The organism is Aeromonas sp. 6P (assembly GCF_051919525.1).
In the GTDB taxonomy this organism is placed as follows: Bacteria; Pseudomonadota; Gammaproteobacteria; order Enterobacterales; family Aeromonadaceae; genus Aeromonas; species Aeromonas veronii.
Genome location: NZ_JBQBEO010000002.1, coordinates 987,840 through 1,005,502, shown reverse-complemented (window position 1 = coordinate 1,005,502; position 17,663 = coordinate 987,840). Strand labels below are relative to the sequence as shown.

Genomic DNA, 17,663 nt, shown 5'->3' with positions numbered 1-17,663 from the left:
GGATCAGGCGCTTAGTAGTCGCTCTCGCTGGCGGGCCAGCCCAACTCGGCAAACAAGCGCAACACATCCTGACCGAGCGGAGCCTGGATCCGCATTGGCACCTTGAGCACCGGATGGGTAAAGCTCAGGGTGCGGGCCACCAGCAGCAGCCGCTCGCAACCGAAGTGCTCGCGAAAGAAACGGTTGTGTCGACCATCCCCGTGGGTGGTATCCCCGACGATGGGGTGGAACAGGTGATCCATATGGCGGCGCAACTGATGCTTGCGACCGGTCTTCGGGAACAATCTGACCAGACTGTAGCGACTGGTAGGGTGCTTCTTGGAGACCGCGTGGGGCAGCTCGACCTGATGCAGGCGCCGGAAGGTGGTGACGGCATCCTGCGCCGGACGATCCGGGTTGCTCATGGCATCGGCAATCTTGTCCAGCTGCTCCTTGAGGGGGTAGTCGATCACCCCCTGCTCGGGCGCCCAACCGCGCACCAATGCCAGATACTCCTTGTGCACCTGACGTTGGGTGAAGGCTTCGGTGAGTGCGCGGGCAATCACCGGATCGAGCGCAAACAGCAGCACACCGGAGGTGGGTCGGTCGAGGCGATGCACAGGATAGACATGGCGACCACCGATGAGATCCCGGGTCATCTGCATGGCAAAACGGGTCTCGCCCTTGTCGAGCCAACTGCGGTGCACCAGTAGACCGGACGGCTTGTTGACCGCCACCAGCCACTCATCCTGATAGAGCAGGGTCAGCTTCAAGTCACTCTCTTCTCGGGTTTGATCTGGCATCATTGTTCGATCACTTTGCCGGAAAGCAGCAGATCGAAGCGGGCGATCAGGCGCAGCAGCGCTTCTGCTTCGGCCAGATCTTCTTTGTAGACTTCGCTGGCCATGGGATAAAGGGAGACGCTGGTGGGCAGTGGCGCCTGCAACATCACCAGCTGCTCCATGCGCGGGATCAGCACGAACTGCAGCCACTGATCAAAGCTCAGGGTATCGACACAAAAAGGCAGGGTGCTTGCCAGGGCTTCGTCACCGGGATGGTCAGCTTGCCAGCGCTCAAGGCGCTGCAACTCGGCGGTGAGTTCCCCCAACAGGCCAGCTACCAGCAAATATTGATTCATCTCGCTCTCTTCCTCATAACCACAAATTGATCCGCCGACCCGACAGGGTCAGCCAGGATGCCGATACATTCAGTCGCACAGCACCGGCGGTTCAGCCGGGTCAACGACACACACGGCAACCAGCGCGGCCTGCCGCCTTTAAAAAAGGGCGATACTATACACCTCCCCCCGCATGGCTGCCATGTTGATATCTGCCGCAACGCGCGTCTGCTGCCACTGGCTATCCTCGGCAAGGGCCTTATAATCGGCCCGCATCACCATTAGCCGGATCTCACCATGTCTGCGACGCCTACTGCCATCAATACCTTGACCGAATTTCTGACTCAGGCTGGCACCCAGTTCCAGCTGTTTGACATGGGCCGCCAGGTGCGGCCACTGGCAAGCGATACCTTTGTGCGCATCGAACAGCAGCAGGAGCCCTATCCCTGGCCGCTGCAACAGCACGCCTGGCTGGGTGTGCACTTCTTCCAGCCGAGCGAGTCTCGCCACTACCTCTGGTTCCTCAAGTTTGCCCTCGATGAGCGCGGCTTGCTGATGTCAAATGGCCCCAAGCTGTTCATGGATCAGGTGGTGGAGACCCTGGGCTACAAGCTCACCGGCGATCTGGATGAAGAGAAAGCCCAGCGCTTGGCCGACAATCCCTACACCTTCCGCCCGGCGGAGGCCAAGATGGCCAGTCTGCATGCCAAGCTGGCGCGCCAGCTGGAGCAGGCCCCTTCCGCCTATTACGATGCCCTCTGCCACTATCTGGCCGCCCCCAACGATACCGGTTGGCAGACGCTGGGGCTGCAGGGCTTTGCCGACCTTGCGGAGCGGCTGCATGATGAGCGCAATCTGGCGCTGATCTGCAAGGCGCTGCCCAAACTGCCGCAAGAGCCGCTCTATGCACTCTGCCAGAGCCTTGAAAACGCCCCGCTGCCGCCAGCAGTACAAGGCGCCCTGCTCGAGCGGATCGGCAAGGAGCAGGAGTGCGCCACCCCCAACCCGGAGACCCTGGCCTACCTCTGCCGCGCCATGGCCTCCTGCCCCGGCAGCACGCTGCGCACCAACAAGCTGCTGACCCTGCTGCAAACCCAGCCGAGCCCTGCGCTGCTGCTCGCCATCGCTGGTCGGCTCTGGCCCGATCTGAAAGATGCCGATCTGCTCAGCCACTATCTGGAACAACTGGCACTGCAACCGACCCAGTTCTTCAATCAGGTTTTTGCCGAGTTGGTCACTTTACCGGCCCTGCGCAATGATATGCTGGCCAGACTGCGTGACCCCGAGCGCAGCGATGCGCTGGGCAAGGCCATCGGCCGTCTGTTTGCCTCGGCCTGATCCCTCGCCTCCCCTCACGCCACGAGGCAATACGGCGGGAATATAGAAAAGGAGATCGGGAGTGCCGAGCAGGACTCCCGGTTATCGTCATCACGATAAGGAAGCCCGCCTATGGGAGAGATGCTCGGAATTTTGTTGCTGATTGCGATTGCCGGCCTATTCTGGCTGCAACGCCAACAGGCAGAAGTGGCCTGGCAATACATGCGCCGCTACTGCCAGCACCATGATCTGCAACTGCTGTCGCTGGCCCGCCATCGGCGGGAGCTGGCGCATAATCCCCTGCGGCTACTGACCCACTATCAGTTTGAATTCTCCAGCGATGGCGAGAGCCACTATCAGGGAACCCTCAAGATGCAGGGGCTGCACGTCGTGGGCGTTGATCTGCCACCCCATCGCATACCCTCTGCCTGATCCCCAATCTCGTCTCTGCGCCCGATGGCTGTGCCTGTCTATAATCTCAGGGATTAAACAAAGGGAGAGACGAGATGGAACCCCTTGTCCACGATCTGCCAGCCCTGTTTGCCCAGCTAGGGATGGCAAACGACGAGCTGAGCCTGCACCGTTTTGTGCACGACCATCACCTCGACAATGAGACCCTGCTGCCGGAGGCCGGTTTCTGGAACGCCGCCCAGGCCAGCTTTCTGCGCGACGCCCTGTGGAACGACTCCGACTGGTGTGAAGCGATCGACCAGCTCGATGTGATGTTGCGCCAGCCCCGCTAGCCGCCCGCCCCTTTCCTCCCCTGCCGGCTTTGGTTAAGATCCCGCCCCGATATCGATCCCTCCTTCTCACCCAGAGCATGCTTATGTCCGCCCACGAGATCATCCGAATTGCCAACGAGCTGGCCGCCAAGGGCCTGACGCCCACCACTGCCATGATCAAGGCCCGCCTCACCCAGCCTGTGCCGATGGCCGAGCTGCTGAAAGTGCTGAGCCAGTGGAAGCAGCAGCCCGTCGCGACCGCCGAGAGCGAGCTCCTGCAAGAGGCAGCCCCTCAGCCAGCACCGGAGCTCACCCTGCAGCAACTCGCCGAACAGCTCGCGCGCATCGAACAGAAGGTGGATCGCCTGACCGACCTGCTCCTCCAGCAGGGGCAGGGCTGAACCATGTATATCGTCGAACTCTGCTTTGAGTGTTACCGCGATACCTCCCTTGGCGACGCCGAGCGGGCCATCGTCAACTACCTCGACATGCTGCGTTATCAGGGCCAGATCCTCGGGCGGGAGTTCCCCACCAGCATGCACGACGGTTATTTCGTCAGTCGGGTAGTCTGCCCGGAGCAGGATAGCCTGCACCCCGACAACCAGAGCGAGCAGGTAAAACTGGCCGAGCAGCAGCTCAATCAGGCCGGGTTATTGGCGCCAAAGCTCCATCTTCAAGGGACGGATCTGCTCTCCGACAGCACAGATCCTTGCGGCCAGCAGGGCGAGCGGCCGAGCTGGATGCTGCTCTATACCAGTTTTTTGCATACCTGCTCGCCGCTGCGCTGTGGCGACCACTTCGCCCCCATTCCGCTCTACCAACTGCCCGCAGTCGCCAATGGCGATCAGAAACAGATCATCAAGTGGCAGGAGGATTGGGAGGCGTGTGATCAGTTACAGATGAACGGCTCCATCGCCGAACATGCGGCGCTGCACGAAATCGGCGACGTGGGCAGCCGCCTCTACCGGCGCGGCACCGATCTGGCCAAACGGCTGGAAGTGCTGAGCGGCATCCCCACCTACTACTACCTCTACCGGGTGGGTGGGCTGAGCGCGGCCGAGGAGAAGGCGCGCCCCTGCCCCAGCTGTGGCGGTGAGTGGGCGCTGGCAGAGCCGCTGCACGAGATCTTCGACTTCAAGTGCGACAGCTGCCGTCTGGTCTCCAACCTCTCTTGGGATTTCAAGGATTAAGCGTGTTCCCTATACGCAACCCCATAAAAAAGAGCCTTGCCGCATAGCAAGGCTCTTTTCGTTCCGATGGGTAACCTTGGCTCGAACCGGCGCTATTGTGGCAACGTCTCCAGCCGTTCCAGAAACGCCGGCAAAGAGGGCGCCAACGGCAGACGGCTGCCAGAGTCGAGCCACTCCAGCCACACCTGACCACTCTCGTTATCCAGCGAGATGAGCGTCATCTCGTTGCGGGTGGTGGCAATAAAGATGGAGGGGGTTCGTTTTAGCTTGCGCAGCATCAGCAGGTGGCCGATGAGGTTCTCCCTGAGCAGGTCGAGATCCGCGTCGTTCCACGGCAAGATCAGTTCAAGGCGCAGCCCCTTGAAGAGGCAGGGGATAGGGCGACTGAACCAGTGGCCAAACAGGGCAATGGCGCTGGGATGAATTGTCAGCTCAAGGGCATCGGCCATGGCTGTAAAGTCGGCGGGCTCGGAGCGATGGTGAGGACGCCAGGCCACCCGACCATCGGCGGGCTCACCAAGCTGGCAGGGGGAACGCCAGTCCGCCTCCCACTCGCACAGGGGCAGGCCTCGTCTGGCCTCGCCATCCCGTTGCCAGCGGGCAAAAAAGTGCTCCAGGGCAGACAAAACTTGATCCGACATCGAAAATCCCCACAATTGCTGGCAAAGTCCGCTATTGCACCACCAAACCCGGTAACAGACAAGGTTGCCAGCCGACCTAGTGACCCGAGAAACAGAACCCGGGATACAGAGAAGCCGATGCCCAAGCCAAACGGCTGCAACCATCCGGCCCTGCAATGGCCCGTTTCATTCCACTCATCATGAGCACATTACGTGAGCAACCCTGTGAGCAAACAAGATAGATACGCCGGGGCCAGCGCCCTGACCGGCCTGAGCCTGGGCCAGCAATCCGATTACATCAGCCAGTACACCCCCTCCCTGCTGCAGCCGGTTCCACGTAGCCTGAACCGAGATGATCTCAAGCTGGGCGATGACCTGCCCTTTAGCGGTTGCGATGTCTGGACCCTCTATGAGCTCTCCTGGCTCAATGCCAAGGGCAAGCCGATGGTGGCGGTGGGTGAAGTGACCATCCCGGCCACCAGTGCGAACCTGATCGAATCCAAATCCTTCAAGCTCTACCTCAACTCCTTCAACCAGACCCGTTGCGACTCTATCGAGGCAGTCGCCGCCACGCTGACCAAGGATCTGAGTGCCTGTGCCGGTGAGACCGTCACGGTCACCCTGTTCCCCCTTGCTCAGGCGCCGCACCAGATTGCCCTGCTGCCCGGCGAGTGCATCGACGAGCAGGATATCGAGGTAGACAATTACGAGTTTGATGCATCCCTGCTGCAAGGGGCGGCCGGTAGCGAGCTGGTCGAGGAGACCCTGCACAGCCACCTGCTCAAATCGAACTGTCTGGTGACCAGCCAGCCCGACTGGGGCTCTGTGGTGATCCGCTACAAGGGGCCGAAACTCGATCGGGAGAAGCTGCTGCGCTATCTCATCTCGTTTCGCCAGCACAACGAGTTCCACGAGCAGTGCATCGAGCGGATCTTTATCGACCTCAAGCACTATTGCCAGCCTGAGCAGTTGACCGTCTATGCCCGCTATACCCGCCGCGGCGGCCTCGACATCAACCCGTTCCGCTCCGATTTCGAAGCCGTGCCCGCCAACTTGCGTCTGATCCGCCAATAAAGTCGAGTTGCGACAGAGAGGGCAGGCACACTGCCCTCCATGACTTGCAAAAAGGTTTCAATCGATGCTTTACGCAGCAGGGATAAGGAGGCTGGATAATAAAATCCAGACGAAACCCACTTGCCGGCCACCAGCAAACCACAGTAAACGCTGGACTCGCAGGGGGGGGCTTGGATAACATGCCAACACCTCTGCGCCGTCCTTAATCCAATGAATCAACTGTTTTTTCTGGCCATGATGATGTCCTCCCTGTCAGCTCCGAATCTGGATCTGGACAAGGAGCAACTCTCTATCGATCTGCAACAAGCGCAATCGATGGTACTGACCGATCCTGCCAGATGTGTCCAGATCACCACAGCCTTCCTGACGCGCGCAGCCAATAATCCCCAGCAAATCATCAGCAATCGCCAGGAGTTCGGTTATCGCGAACCCATCCTGAGTTACAGCACGGCAGCCCAGACCATCGGCGCCCATCTGCTCAAAGGGGAGTGTCTGCTGCAACTGGGCCAATATCAGGCCACCCAGCAAGCGCTCGACAAGGCGATGGCGCTGGCAGACAAAGAGCGGCAACCGGAACTCAAGGCCCACGGCCTCTATCTCAAAATCCGCAGTCAGGCCCTCAAACCGGATAACCAGAGCACCAGCCGCGCCCTGATGGATCAACTGGACGAACAGTTGGCCGTCCCCACGCTCAAGCAGAGCCAGCTGCAGATTTATGGCCGCCTGCAACGCACCAGCTACGACATCGAGAACCAGCACTTCGATGATGCCAAGGCCCACTTGGCAGATGCGCGGATCTGGGCCGCCAAGACCCCCAATCCCCTCGCCAGTGCCTGGGTCAGCGCCATCAGCGGCGACCTTTATCGCGCGCTGCAGCAGCCACAGCTGGCACTGGGGGAATATATCGATGCCCAGCAACAGGCCAAAAGCCTCAACGACCCGCTCTTTCTCGGCCTGCTGTCGAACCAGATAGTCAAACTCTATCAGCAGGAGCAGGAGCCCCAAAAAGCGCTGCAGTATGCCAATGAGGCGGCCAACTACTTCCACTCCATCGGCAACCCCTCCCTGCTGTGTGACTCCCTGATGGTGCTGGCGCGACTCAATCGCGAGCAGGGCGACCTCAATATGGCGCTGGTCTACTTCTTCAATGCGCTGGATCTGCTCGATGAGGGGAGCAACCGACCACAAGCCTCCCTGCTCAAATACGAAATCGGCAAGACCTACCTGCAAAGCGGCAACCTCTCGCTGGCCAGCAACTACCTCAATGCGGCCCGTCAGTCCCATGAGCTGAGCGATGCCAAAGAGCCGCTGATCGATACCCTGTTGCTGCTCGGCGAGCTCTATCTGAAGAAGCAGGAGGCCGCCATCGCCATCCTGCAGTTGGAGAACGCCCGCGCGCTGGCCAATCAGCTCGGCGATACCCGCCGTCAGTACGAGGTATTCCGCCTGTTGTCGCTGGCCTACGAGCAGAAGGGGTATCTGCGTCAGGCACTCGACAGCTACAAGCGCTTCCACCGTCTTGGCGAGGAGGTGCGCCAGCAGGAGCAAGCTATGGAGCAGGCGGCGATCCGCGACAACTATGTTCAGGTCGAGCGGGTACAACATATCAAGGAGCTGGAGCAGCGGCTTAACAACAGCCAGCATCAGCAGGAGCGCTATCTCTGGTCGAGTATCACCACCAGCCTGCTGCTGGCGCTCTTTATCTACCTCTTCTTCACCCTCTGGCTCAAGCTGCGTACTGCCCGCCTGCAACTGAAACGGACCAATGAGGCCCTGCTGATCGAGCCACGCTCGGGGCTGGCCAACTGGCAGCGGCTGATGAACCGCTGGCCGCGGGAGATGGCAAAGCGCCAGCTGAAATCGGATCGCTGGTACCTCAGCGAACAGCCCTCCAGCGAGTTCGATGACAAGCTGCACTATCTGCTGTTCCGGGTGCCTTTCCTGGTCAACACGCTGGAGCGCCACGGCTATCAGGCCAGCAGAGAAATCGAGCAGGCCTTCGGTGCCTATATGGACACCCTGACCCCGCAAGATGGCCGTATCTATGACTTGCGTGAAGGACACATGCTCTATGTGGTGCCACAGCGCCACGTCACCAACCTGCATCAACTGGCGGGAGACCTGCTGACCGCCATCGCCGCCTTCCCTTGCAACTATCCGCTGGATCGCCAGATCAGCCTCGGGATTGTCAGTCACCCCTTCCTGCCGAAAGCGGCGACCGCGCTCGATCACAATGGCCTGTTTGACCTCTGCTATCTCGCCCTGTCGGGAGCCATTCAGCTCAGTGAAAAATGCCAGCAAAACGCCTGGTTGGAGCTCGCGGCGATCGATTGCCAACAAGCGGCATTTTTTAATGGAGATGTGTGGCAATGCGGCCTGATGGCAATTGACAAGGGACTGGTAAAAGTCAATTCTTCTCATGAAAAGCAATGGGTTAATTGGCCCAGCCTTGCAAGGAAGCCGGCAGCCGATAACCACCAGGAAATAATGTAGATAACAGGCGAGGATCGAAACCAGGTTCGACCACTGTTGCTATCCAACACCAAAAACAATAATGACAACAGGGCGACCTGATAATGAATGACATCGCTGCCGTAGCAGGACAATTGGCAAGACTCAGGGAATCCCTTCAGCAGAAACAGCTGGAACTCGACGGCGTGCTGTCGTTTTCCGATGCAGAGCGTGCTCGCGGCATCCAGTTTATCAACAAGTTGATGCTCTCCTGCCGTGGCTTCGACCGCGAGCTGGACAATCGCTTCGCCAAGCTCAAGCAGAAACTGGATAACAATCCCGCATTTACCTCGCTGGACGCCGACCTGCTGGCCATTGAAAAATTGCTGCAGCAGCACAGCAATGCGCTGGAAGAGTCGATCACCCTGACTCAAACTGCCATCGATCTTGGTTCCAAACAGCTGAAAACCATCAAGGGCTTCCCGGAAGAGACCCGCAAGTCCCTCAAGGAATTTCTGGCAAGTCCCGCCGGTTACGGCATTGCCGATCACCAGAAGAAGGTGATCAAGCTGCTGGAGTTCTACCAGCAGGCGATCAAGATCCAGCTGCTGCCAAGCCAACCCCTGTTGGCACCTTCAGGTGCAACTCAACAAGAAAGCGATACTGCCAGCAACGATGGCCAGCCCGATGTCGACCCGTTTGATCTCAAGGATCACGCCCGTATCGCCGATGAGCTGCAGCGACTTATCACCGAACTCGACTTTGCCGGCGCCATCGGCGAGAGCCTGAGCGACATTCGCCGCCAACTACTGATCGGGATCAACCCTGCACTGCTGGCGGAAACCTGCCTGCAGGTGATCGAGCTCATCATCGAAGGCACCCGTGAGGAGCGCAAAGCCTCTCGCGCCTTCCTCAGCTCCCTCAACGAGAGCCTGTCCGCAGTACATGTCGGGTTTACCGAATCCCTCGATGAGGGGCGTGCGCTGCAAAACGAAACCCGCGAGACCCGCGAGGCGCTGGTCAACGAGTTGCAGGCGATCGATCACTCCCTGGCCAGCCATAACTCCATCGATGCGCTCAAGCGCGCCATCTCCGGCCATATGGGCGCCATCAACCTGCTGCTGCAAGAGCGTGACAGCACGGCGGCGCGGGAGCGTCACCTGCTCACCCGCCTCTCCACCATGGAGTCCAAGCTGCGCTTGATGAAGGAGGAGACCGCCGAGTACAAGAAGCGGCTGACCATTCAAAAACACAAGCTGTTCCTCGACAGCCTGACCCAGGTACACAACCGGGCCGCCCTCGATGAACGGCTGGAGCAGGAATACAAACGTTGGCTTCGTTACCGCACTCCGCTCTGCATGGCGATCATCGACATCGATCATTTCAAGAACATCAATGACAACTACGGCCATATGGCGGGTGACAAGGCACTGAAAGTGGTCGCCAAAGCGCTGCAGAGCGCGCTGCGTGACACCGACTTCATCGCCCGTTTTGGTGGGGAAGAGTTCGTGGTGTTGCTGCCCAACATCAACCCGGACAAGTTCCAGAAGCCGCTGGAGACCCTGCGCCAGACCATCAAGAGCATCCCGTTCCGTTTTCGCGATGCCAAGGTGGAGATCACCATCTCCATCGGCGCAACCCTGTTCAAGGATGGGGATAACCCGTCAGATGTGTTTGAACGGGCGGACAAGGCACTCTACCACTCCAAGCACACCGGTCGGGATCAAGTGACACTGGCCTGACAAGCGGCTAAAAAAACAGCGAACAGTCGTCGCCCTATTTCCCTCCACCCTCTGTTACCACTACTATCGATCTCAGGGGATGCAACATAGCGTCCCCTTTTCTCCCCAGGGAAAAACAGAACGATAACAAGTGAGTAAAGGGGAACCTATGATTACGCACATCAATCCCGTCGGCAGCATGGATTTGCTGTCACAGCTTGAGGTGGATCGCCTCAAGCAGACTGCCTCCAGCGATATCTATCAACTGTTTCGCAACTGCTCGCTGGCAGTGCTCAATTCCGGTAGCCATACCGACAGCTCCAAGGAGATTCTGGAGCGCTTCAAATCGTTCGATATTCATGTGATCCGGCGCGAGCGCGGGGTCAAGCTGGAACTGTTCAATGCCCCCGAGCACGCCTTTGTCGATGGCGAGATCATTCGCGGCATTCAGGAGCACCTCTTCTCGGTGCTGCGCGACATTCTCTATGTCTCCAATCAGCTCGAGTCCAACCGCCAGGTCAATCTGACCAACTCCACTCATATCTCCAACGTGGTGTTCGCCATTCTGCGCAACGCCAAGGTGATCCTGCCCGGCGCCGATCCCAACCTGATCGTCTGCTGGGGTGGCCACTCCATCAACGAGATCGAATACCAGTACACCCGCGCCGTGGGCAGCGAACTGGGCTTGCGTGAGCTGAACATCTGTACCGGCTGTGGCCCTGGCGCCATGGAGGGCCCGATGAAGGGGGCCGCCGTTGGCCATGCTAAACAGCGGGTGCGCAACGGGCGCTACATCGGCCTGACCGAGCCCTCCATCATTGCGGCCGAACCGCCCAACCCCATCGTCAACGAGCTGGTGATCCTGCCGGATATCGAGAAGCGGCTGGAAGCCTTCGTGCGTCTGGGCCATGGCATCATCATCTTCCCGGGCGGGGTCGGCACAGCCGAAGAGCTGCTCTATCTGCTCGGCATCATGATGCATCCGGCCAACGAGCGGCAGCCGATGCCTATCATCCTGACCGGCCCGAAAGAGAGCGCCGACTACTTCCGTGCCATCGACGACTTCATCAAGGCGACCCTCGGTGAACCGGCGACCAAGCTCTACCGGATCATTGTCGGTGATGCGCCGGAAGTGGCCCGAGTGATGAAAGAGGCGATGCCGAAAATCCGCGAATACCGCAAATCGGTCGGCGATGCCTACTCCTTCAACTGGTCCCTCAAGATTGAGCCGGAGTTCCAGCTCCCCTTCGAGCCGGATCACGCCAGCATGGCCAGTCTGGATCTGCACCGCAACCAGCCGCCCCAGTTGCTGGCCGCCAACCTGCGTCGAGCCTTCTCCGGTATCGTCGCCGGCAACGTCAAGGAAGGGGGCATTCGCGCCATCGAGAAGAAGGGCCCCTTCAAGTTGCACGGCGACAAGGAGCTGATGCACCTGATGGACAAACTGCTGGAAAGCTTCGTCAAGCAGCAGCGGATGAAGCTGCCGGGCAGCCAGTATGTGCCCTGCTACGAAATCGTCCGCTAGGGTACAGATACATCATCGACAGAGGGGCGCATCAACGCCCCTCTTTATTGGCTCAATGCCTTCCCAACCGCCATCAATCCCCCATAAGGCAAGCGGTTTGTTACAATGGGGCGTCCCGACCGCCAAGAGTGCCCCATGTCAACTATCCGGCCACACCTGCTCATCATCGATGCCCTCAACCTCATTCGCCGTCTGCACGCGGTACAGGCCCAGCAGGCACTGCCCCCTGCCCAGGCGCTGGTTGCAACCCGCGCCAACCTTATCAATACCTGCCGCAAGCTGCTGGCCAATAGCGAGCCGACCCATGTCATTGCCGTGTTTGATGGCGAGGTGCATAGCTGGCGCAAGGAGGTCTATCCGGCCTACAAGGAGGGGCGAACCCCCATGCCCCTCGAACTGCGTGAGGGGTTGACGACCCTGCAGGACGCCTTCTGGGAGTGCGGTGTCGATGCACTGCTCTCCGAGACCGATGAAGCGGATGACCTTATCGCCACCCTCGCCAGTGGCATCGCCAGCCATGGCCATCAGGCGACCATCATCTCCACCGACAAGGGGTTCTGCCAACTGCTCTGCCCACAGATCCGGGTGCGCGACTACTTCAACAAACGCTGGCTGGATGCGGCCTTCGTCCAGCAGCAATATGGGGTAGCCCCTGCTCAGCTGGTCGACTTCTGGGCCCTGACCGGTATCAGCGGTTCCAATATCAAGGGGGTTCCGGGGATCGGCCCCAAGACCGCCACCCAGCTGTTGCAGCAATATGGCAATCTGGCAGCCATGCTCGAAGCCTGTCAGCAAGAGGACGCCGCCAAGCCACTGCTCAAGCTGCGCCAACATAAGGATGAAGCCCTGCTGGCCCAGCGGCTGGTGCACTTGCAGCGGGATATTCCGCTGGGATTCAACCTGCGGGACATCCGCTACCCGCCCCAGCCAGACTAAAGTGCCGAACAAAAATGCAGGCAAGGGCGTGAACCATGACGAGACTCACCCTCGCTGTTGATAAAAGTGAGTAGAATGTAAAGGAATGTGGTTGGTTTGCTGAGTAAATGCTATAAAGCAGCCCCATCCTCCCCTATACCCTGGAAGTGGAACCCTCTCATGTCCAAAAGAAAAATTACCGTGATCCCCGGCGACGGCATCGGCCCCAGCATTATTGAATCAGCCATCCAGATCCTGACCCATGCGGGCTGTGATTTTGAGTACGAATACGCTGATGCAGGTCTGGTTGCCCTCGAGAAGCATGGCGAGCTGCTGCCCCAGGCTACCCTGGATCTGATTGAGAAGAACAAGGTGAGCCTGAAAGGGCCATTGACCACACCGGTCGGCGGCGGTTTTACCTCCATCAACGTCTCCCTGCGCAAGAAGTTCAACCTCTACGCCAACGTGCGTCCGGTCATCTCCTTCAAGGGCACCAGAAGCCGTTACGACAACATCGACATCATCACGGTGCGTGAAAACACCGAAGGGATGTACTCGGGTGCAGGTCAGAAGCGCAGCGATGACAACAAGAGTGCCGAGGCGATGAGCATCATCACCCGCGAAGGGGCCGAGCGCATCGTCAAGTTCGCCTTCGAGCTGGCTCGTCAGGAAGGGCGCAAGAAGGTCACCATCATCCACAAGGCCAACATCCTCAAATCGACCTCCGGCCTGTTCCTCGAAGTGGCACGTGAAATCGCCAGCCACTACCCGGATATCCAGAGCGAAGAGATGATCGTCGATGCCGCCTGCATGAACCTGGTGATGTACCCGGAGCGTTTCGATGTCATGGTCACCACCAACCTGTTCGGCGACATTCTCTCGGATCTTTGCGCCGGTCTGGTCGGCGGCCTTGGCATGGCACCCGGCGCCAACATCGGCGATGGCGCGGCCATCTTCGAAGCGGTCCACGGCTCTGCGCCTGACATAGCTGGCAAGAATATCGCCAACCCGACCTCGGTGATCCTTGCCTCCATTCAGATGCTGGAGTACCTCGGCATGCAGGATAAAGCAGAGCGGATCCGCGAGGCGGTACGAGCTACCATCGAATCTGGTGATCGGGTCACCCGCGATCTGGGCGGCACGGCTTCCACCAGCGAATTCACCCAGGCCATCATCGATCGCTTGTGAGTTAATTCATTGATTTTAAAAGGGAGCTTCGGCTCCCTTTTTTATGTTTCCGAATCCTTTGCCACTCCCCAAACAGCAACTATGTTCAATAGAGAAGAAGAACAGGGAGTGTTTTTCATGAAGGGATACGGGTGCTATCTGGTGTCGGGTCTGATGCTGGTTTGTGGCACTGCCAGTGCCTTCGAACAGGCCCAATCAACCCAAATCGCCAAACTGCCACAGCAGGAAAAACGGACTGCCACCGAGGTATGGCGTTCAAGCCTGGATACCAACGACCTGCTCAAGGCCCCCAAACCCCTGTCGTTTGGTATTGAAGTCTCCACCGACAACTTTGGTAATCAAAAGATCACCTCCTACCCGCAGCTTAATCTGACCCCGGAAAAGAGCGTCAGTCTGTCGGTCGAACGCTTCAGACCCAAGGTCAAGTTTAAGGCTGGCGGAATGAACACCGCCCTCAGGCTGAGAGGAGACGGGATAAAGATGCAATTCAATCCGGTCGACAAAACCATCCCGCTGCAGATAGAGATCAAGGTGACCGACGACGAATCTTCCCTGCGCCTCGATTACCGTTTCTGATTTTTCGAGCCCTGAATAGCAAAAGACCGGCAGGGTTCCCTGTCGGTCTTGGTTTTTATCGTACGGGCTGAACGGCTACATCACGCCTTGGGCTCGAGTTTGGAGACCCAGTACTTGTTGTAAACATGCACGGTGATCTCTTCTCGATCGTGATAGAGCTGCTTGGCCTGGATCACGAACGCGTTGTCGATCTCCTTGAGCATCTCGCGCAGCACCTCGATATTGTGCACCGACTCGGCATAACGCTTCTTCATCGGCAGCTTGAGGTTGAACATCGCCTCCTGGCAGTCACCCTCACGGAACCAGTCCGCAATCATGTGAACGACCCGCGCCGGTTTATCGACCATGTCGCACACCAGCCAGTAGGTGTTCTTCTTGCTCGGACGCCAGACGAAACCGTCATCCCGGATATGCTTGACCTGACCGGTATCCATCAGGGATTGGGCCATCATACCGTTGTCGACCGCCGTCACCATCATGCCACGGCGCACCAACTGATAGGTCCAGCCACCCGGGCAGGCGCCCAGATCCACCGCCTTCATGCCTGAACAGAGACGCACATCCCACTCTTCCCGCGGCACGAACACGTAAAACGCCTCCTCCAGCTTGAGGCTGGAGCGGCTCGGTGCATCGGCCGGGAAGCGCAGGCGCGGGATCCCCATGTGGAATCCGGAGTTGTTGAACGAGTAGGAGTAACCCAGCAACACGTGATCATTGGCCATGAAGAAGGCGTGGAACACCGGACGGTTTGGCGTCTCCTTCTTGGTCAGGATCTCGTTGCTGCGCAGCGCCTGACGAAGCGGCACGGTGAACTTGCGGCAGAAGGCCGACAGCTCTTTCGCTTCGTTGGTATCCGCGGTTTCGACCCGCAGATCGCCGCAAATGGTGTAGTCACTCACCGCCTCAAGGATCGGGGAGATCCTGTCCGCGACATCCAGATCCTTCAGCTCATGGGTGACCACCAGCATCTGGCGGATGAAGATGAGCTCCCGGAACGGCAGCTTGCGAGCCAGCAGGTCCGCCTGCTCCTCGTCATACAGTTCGAAGATCACATAACCGCTGTCGTCCTTGACCCGGGCGAAACCGTAGCACTGCATGTTACCGGCACGCTCGGTGATCTCTGCTGCCGCCTCTTTCTCAAAACCGGGGCGGCAATAAAGCAGCAGATTATTCATTTTTTCCTCCAAGACGACAGCCAGCCCAGATCAGGGCCGCCCATCCCAACATAAAACAGAGGCCACCGGCCGGAGTAATCAACCCCAGCCCCTTGCTGCCAAGCAGCACCATGGCGTAAATACTGCCGGAGAATCCGATGATCCCCAGCACAAAAGCGGTGCCAGCCAGGTGGATCACCTTGCTGCGCACACCACACCAGCCCAGAACCAGCAGGGCCAATGCGTGAAAAAACTGATATTGCACGGCGGTATTGAATGCCGCCAGACGCTCGGGCGTAATGCCGGTCGCCGCCAATCCATGGGCGCCATAAGCCCCCAGCATGGTGGCCGTCAACCCGAAGAGACCGGCCAGTATCAGCCAATGTCGATGGATCTGCATCCTCACTCTCCCTCTCTCATCGAGGCTGGCAATAAAGCCAACCCTCTCGTGCTATCCATGCCGGGCCACAAAATGGCTGATGGCCGCCGCTGCATGCTGCATATTATCCTGCTCACTCACGCCACTGGCTTTACGCGGTTTGAAACCATGATCACCATCGGTCAACCAATGGACCGATACGGCGGGTGAGAAGGGGAAATCGGCCAGTTCGGCGCGACTACCGAAGGTATCGCGCTCCCCCTGCAACAGCAGGGTTGGTACTGCAATATGCTTGAGTACCTCGCCTCGCCAGCTGTCGGGCTTGGCCGGAGGGTGGAAAGGATACCCGAGAATGAGCAATCCTGCAGCATTCATCTCACCCTCGCCTTCACGATAGAGTTCCGCCGCCATCCGCCCCCCCATCGACTTGCCCGCCAGAAACAGCCGTGGATGGGCAAACTCGCGGATCATGTCGCGCCAATGGGCGAGCAGCACAGGCGCCCTGTCAGGCGGGCGGCGCTTGCCATCCTGTACTCGCCTAGTCATGTAGGGAAAGTTGAAGCGCACCACTTCGATGTCGGGGCCAGCCAGCAGGCGTGACAACTCGGCAAGAAAAACATGATCCATCCCCGCGCCTGCCCCGTGGGCCAGCAAAATGCGAACGGGGGCATCAATTGCCCCCTCGCGGATCACATCAGGCATCGGCGAGCCTTGCCCTGCGACGCGCCTCTTCCTGCTCCACCAGCTCCAGCATCCAGTCGCGGAAGGCAACGATCTTGCCCTGATCCGACTGTTGCTCCTGGCACACCAGATAGAAAGCATTTTTGCTCACCAGCACCTGTTCGAACGGGCAGATAAGGCGGCCGGCCTCAATCTCGGGTTGTGCCAGCACGCTGTGGCCAAGCGCCACCCCCTGGCCGTGGATCGCCGCCTGGATCACCATGGTGGAGTGGCTGAAGATGGGCCCCTGATTGACGTTGGGTGCATCGATATCGAGCTGGCGGAACCAGGCCTTCCAGTCGCGGCGGGAGGTATCGTGCAGCAGGGTATGAAGAGTCAAATCTTGCGGCGTACGCAGTGGCTTGGGCCCGGTCAGCAGCAAGGGGGAGCAGACCGGGATCAGGTATTCGGTATGCAGCTTGTCCGAGCGCAGACCCGGCCAGTTGCCGCGCCCGTAGTAGATCGCCACATCCACATCGTCGGTAAGCGACCCTTCATCGAGGTCGACCGCCTTGATCCGTACATCGATATCGGGGTGGCGCTCGCTGAACTTGACCAGCCGCGGCACCAGCCACTGGATGGCGAAACTCGGCTGCAAACTGACAGTCAACGCCCCCTTGGCACTACGGGCCAGCAGCTTATCGGTCGCCTCAGAGATGGAGGCAAAGATGTCCTTGATATCCAGGAAATAGCCCTGCCCCTCTTCGGTCAGCAACAAGGAGCGGTTTTTGCGGCGGAACAGCTTGATGCCAAGATACTCCTCCAGCGCCTTGATCTGGTGACTGATGGCAGCCTGAGTCACAAACAACTCTTCTGCTGCGCGGGTAAAGCTTAAGTGACGAGCCGCTGCTTCAAAGGCCTTGAGGGCATTGAGCGGGGGTAAACGACGAGACATGACACCAGCCGACGATGAGTTTTTCTAATGGGGCGCATTATAATTTGTCGGTTGCGGGCCGACCAGTGAATAAACATAATTCGCCCAGCAATCAGTCGTCATATGGCTCACATTTTCTAC

General features: G+C 59.0%; 19 protein-coding genes. 12 read left to right on the top strand and 7 right to left on the bottom strand.

The window, feature by feature from the left end:
- Window positions 1-11 precede the first annotated feature (11 nt).
- The gene (truC, locus tag ACTG2J_RS04975; protein WP_041202291.1) at window positions 12-785 is read right to left on the bottom strand and encodes a tRNA pseudouridine(65) synthase TruC; all 774 of its coding nucleotides are present in this window, start codon (window positions 783-785) and stop codon (window positions 12-14) included.
- Complete coding sequence (locus tag ACTG2J_RS04970; RefSeq protein WP_005338596.1) at window positions 782-1,117, bottom strand: YqcC family protein; 336 nt, start codon at window positions 1,115-1,117, stop codon at window positions 782-784. The genes truC and ACTG2J_RS04970 overlap by 4 nt, the downstream gene beginning before the upstream one ends.
- Before the next feature lie 276 nt (window positions 1,118-1,393).
- Here ACTG2J_RS04970 and ACTG2J_RS04965 point away from each other — a divergent pair, with 276 nt between their 5' ends.
- From ACTG2J_RS04965 to ACTG2J_RS04945, 5 genes are all read left to right on the top strand, one after another.
- The gene (locus tag ACTG2J_RS04965) at window positions 1,394-2,434 is read left to right on the top strand and encodes a DUF3549 family protein (protein WP_439997252.1); all 1,041 of its coding nucleotides are present in this window, start codon (window positions 1,394-1,396) and stop codon (window positions 2,432-2,434) included.
- A 111-nt stretch (window positions 2,435-2,545) separates the two neighbouring features.
- Entirely contained in the window at window positions 2,546-2,845 is a 300-nt protein-coding gene (locus ACTG2J_RS04960; RefSeq protein WP_005349738.1) for a DUF3301 domain-containing protein, read from the top strand.
- 74 nt (window positions 2,846-2,919) lie between these two features.
- A complete protein-coding gene (locus ACTG2J_RS04955) occupies window positions 2,920-3,156 on the top strand; it encodes a DUF2789 family protein (protein ID WP_005338602.1) in 237 nt (78 codons plus the stop codon).
- 83 nt (window positions 3,157-3,239) lie between these two features.
- Window positions 3,240-3,536 carry a hypothetical protein gene (locus ACTG2J_RS04950; protein ID WP_021229224.1) on the top strand — a complete coding sequence of 99 codons (297 nt, stop codon included), beginning with the start codon at window positions 3,240-3,242 and terminating at the stop codon, window positions 3,534-3,536.
- 3 nt (window positions 3,537-3,539) lie between these two features.
- Window positions 3,540-4,325, top strand: coding sequence for a Zn-ribbon-containing protein (locus tag ACTG2J_RS04945; protein WP_439997251.1), 786 nt, complete (start codon window positions 3,540-3,542; stop codon window positions 4,323-4,325).
- A gap of 92 nt (window positions 4,326-4,417) precedes the next feature.
- Here ACTG2J_RS04945 and syd read toward each other — a convergent pair whose 3' ends face one another.
- The gene (gene syd / locus ACTG2J_RS04940) at window positions 4,418-4,966 is read right to left on the bottom strand and encodes a SecY-interacting protein (RefSeq protein WP_439997250.1); all 549 of its coding nucleotides are present in this window, start codon (window positions 4,964-4,966) and stop codon (window positions 4,418-4,420) included.
- Between the two features lie 204 nt (window positions 4,967-5,170).
- Here syd and queF point away from each other — a divergent pair, with 204 nt between their 5' ends.
- The 7 genes from queF to ACTG2J_RS04905 all read left to right on the top strand — a co-directional run bounded on the left by queF (window position 5,171) and on the right by ACTG2J_RS04905 (window position 14,395).
- Window positions 5,171-6,019 (top strand): NADPH-dependent 7-cyano-7-deazaguanine reductase QueF, encoded by an 849-nt coding sequence (queF, locus tag ACTG2J_RS04935; protein ID WP_439997249.1) that lies wholly within the window; start codon window positions 5,171-5,173, stop codon window positions 6,017-6,019.
- Window positions 6,020-6,229: 210 nt separating this feature from the next.
- A complete protein-coding gene (locus ACTG2J_RS04930; protein ID WP_005338609.1) occupies window positions 6,230-8,512 on the top strand; it encodes a tetratricopeptide repeat protein in 2,283 nt (760 codons plus the stop codon).
- An 83-nt stretch (window positions 8,513-8,595) separates the two neighbouring features.
- Window positions 8,596-10,212 carry a GGDEF domain-containing protein gene (locus ACTG2J_RS04925; RefSeq protein ID WP_206900345.1) on the top strand — a complete coding sequence of 539 codons (1,617 nt, stop codon included), beginning with the start codon at window positions 8,596-8,598 and terminating at the stop codon, window positions 10,210-10,212.
- A gap of 148 nt (window positions 10,213-10,360) precedes the next feature.
- Window positions 10,361-11,716, top strand: a complete 1,356-nt coding sequence (ppnN, locus tag ACTG2J_RS04920) for a nucleotide 5'-monophosphate nucleosidase PpnN (protein ID WP_005338611.1) — start codon at window positions 10,361-10,363, stop codon at window positions 11,714-11,716.
- A gap of 135 nt (window positions 11,717-11,851) precedes the next feature.
- Complete coding sequence (gene xni, locus ACTG2J_RS04915; RefSeq protein ID WP_376888750.1) at window positions 11,852-12,652, top strand: flap endonuclease Xni; 801 nt, start codon at window positions 11,852-11,854, stop codon at window positions 12,650-12,652.
- A gap of 159 nt (window positions 12,653-12,811) precedes the next feature.
- Window positions 12,812-13,819 (top strand): isocitrate dehydrogenase, encoded by a 1,008-nt coding sequence (locus ACTG2J_RS04910; RefSeq protein WP_005349723.1) that lies wholly within the window; start codon window positions 12,812-12,814, stop codon window positions 13,817-13,819.
- A 117-nt stretch (window positions 13,820-13,936) separates the two neighbouring features.
- Window positions 13,937-14,395 carry a hypothetical protein gene (locus tag ACTG2J_RS04905; protein WP_113738999.1) on the top strand — a complete coding sequence of 153 codons (459 nt, stop codon included), beginning with the start codon at window positions 13,937-13,939 and terminating at the stop codon, window positions 14,393-14,395.
- Window positions 14,396-14,475: 80 nt separating this feature from the next.
- Here the strand turns inward: ACTG2J_RS04905 and rlmM are convergent, their stop codons facing one another.
- The 4 genes from rlmM to ACTG2J_RS04885 are packed head-to-tail and all read right to left on the bottom strand — an operon-like array spanning window position 14,476 to window position 17,543.
- Window positions 14,476-15,570, bottom strand: a complete 1,095-nt coding sequence (rlmM, locus tag ACTG2J_RS04900; RefSeq protein WP_005338617.1) for a 23S rRNA (cytidine(2498)-2'-O)-methyltransferase RlmM — start codon at window positions 15,568-15,570, stop codon at window positions 14,476-14,478.
- Window positions 15,563-15,949, bottom strand: coding sequence for a DUF423 domain-containing protein (locus ACTG2J_RS04895; protein WP_058052208.1), 387 nt, complete (start codon window positions 15,947-15,949; stop codon window positions 15,563-15,565). The genes rlmM and ACTG2J_RS04895 overlap by 8 nt, the downstream gene beginning before the upstream one ends.
- A 51-nt stretch (window positions 15,950-16,000) precedes the next feature.
- Window positions 16,001-16,630 (bottom strand): alpha/beta family hydrolase, encoded by a 630-nt coding sequence (locus ACTG2J_RS04890; protein ID WP_204420409.1) that lies wholly within the window; start codon window positions 16,628-16,630, stop codon window positions 16,001-16,003.
- Window positions 16,623-17,543 (bottom strand): transcriptional regulator GcvA, encoded by a 921-nt coding sequence (locus ACTG2J_RS04885; protein ID WP_005338622.1) that lies wholly within the window; start codon window positions 17,541-17,543, stop codon window positions 16,623-16,625. The genes ACTG2J_RS04890 and ACTG2J_RS04885 overlap by 8 nt, the downstream gene beginning before the upstream one ends.
- Between the last annotated feature and the right edge of the window lie 120 nt (window positions 17,544-17,663).

Bases quoted from the DNA above. Each gene is read 5' to 3' on its own strand.
- rlmM (WP_005338617.1), bottom strand. From the start codon at position 15,570: ATGAATAATCTGCTGCTTTATTGCCGCCCCGGTTTTGAGAAAGAGGCG.
- ACTG2J_RS04965 (WP_439997252.1), top strand. From the start codon at position 1,394: ATGTCTGCGACGCCTACTGCCATCAATACCTTGACCGAATTTCTGACT.
- ACTG2J_RS04950 (WP_021229224.1), top strand. From the start codon at position 3,240: ATGTCCGCCCACGAGATCATCCGAATTGCCAACGAGCTGGCCGCCAAG.
- syd (WP_439997250.1), bottom strand. From the start codon at position 4,966: ATGTCGGATCAAGTTTTGTCTGCCCTGGAGCACTTTTTTGCCCGCTGG.
- ACTG2J_RS04925 (WP_206900345.1), top strand. From the start codon at position 8,596: ATGAATGACATCGCTGCCGTAGCAGGACAATTGGCAAGACTCAGGGAA.
- ACTG2J_RS04960 (WP_005349738.1), top strand. From the start codon at position 2,546: ATGGGAGAGATGCTCGGAATTTTGTTGCTGATTGCGATTGCCGGCCTA.
- xni (WP_376888750.1), top strand. From the start codon at position 11,852: ATGTCAACTATCCGGCCACACCTGCTCATCATCGATGCCCTCAACCTC.
- ppnN (WP_005338611.1), top strand. From the start codon at position 10,361: ATGATTACGCACATCAATCCCGTCGGCAGCATGGATTTGCTGTCACAG.
- ACTG2J_RS04970 (WP_005338596.1), bottom strand. From the start codon at position 1,117: ATGAATCAATATTTGCTGGTAGCTGGCCTGTTGGGGGAACTCACCGCC.
- ACTG2J_RS04945 (WP_439997251.1), top strand. From the start codon at position 3,540: ATGTATATCGTCGAACTCTGCTTTGAGTGTTACCGCGATACCTCCCTT.
- ACTG2J_RS04885 (WP_005338622.1), bottom strand. From the start codon at position 17,543: ATGTCTCGTCGTTTACCCCCGCTCAATGCCCTCAAGGCCTTTGAAGCA.
- ACTG2J_RS04930 (WP_005338609.1), top strand. From the start codon at position 6,230: ATGAATCAACTGTTTTTTCTGGCCATGATGATGTCCTCCCTGTCAGCT.
- ACTG2J_RS04890 (WP_204420409.1), bottom strand. From the start codon at position 16,630: ATGCCTGATGTGATCCGCGAGGGGGCAATTGATGCCCCCGTTCGCATT.
- ACTG2J_RS04910 (WP_005349723.1), top strand. From the start codon at position 12,812: ATGTCCAAAAGAAAAATTACCGTGATCCCCGGCGACGGCATCGGCCCC.
- truC (WP_041202291.1), bottom strand. From the start codon at position 785: ATGATGCCAGATCAAACCCGAGAAGAGAGTGACTTGAAGCTGACCCTG.
- ACTG2J_RS04955 (WP_005338602.1), top strand. From the start codon at position 2,920: ATGGAACCCCTTGTCCACGATCTGCCAGCCCTGTTTGCCCAGCTAGGG.
- ACTG2J_RS04895 (WP_058052208.1), bottom strand. From the start codon at position 15,949: ATGCAGATCCATCGACATTGGCTGATACTGGCCGGTCTCTTCGGGTTG.
- ACTG2J_RS04905 (WP_113738999.1), top strand. From the start codon at position 13,937: ATGAAGGGATACGGGTGCTATCTGGTGTCGGGTCTGATGCTGGTTTGT.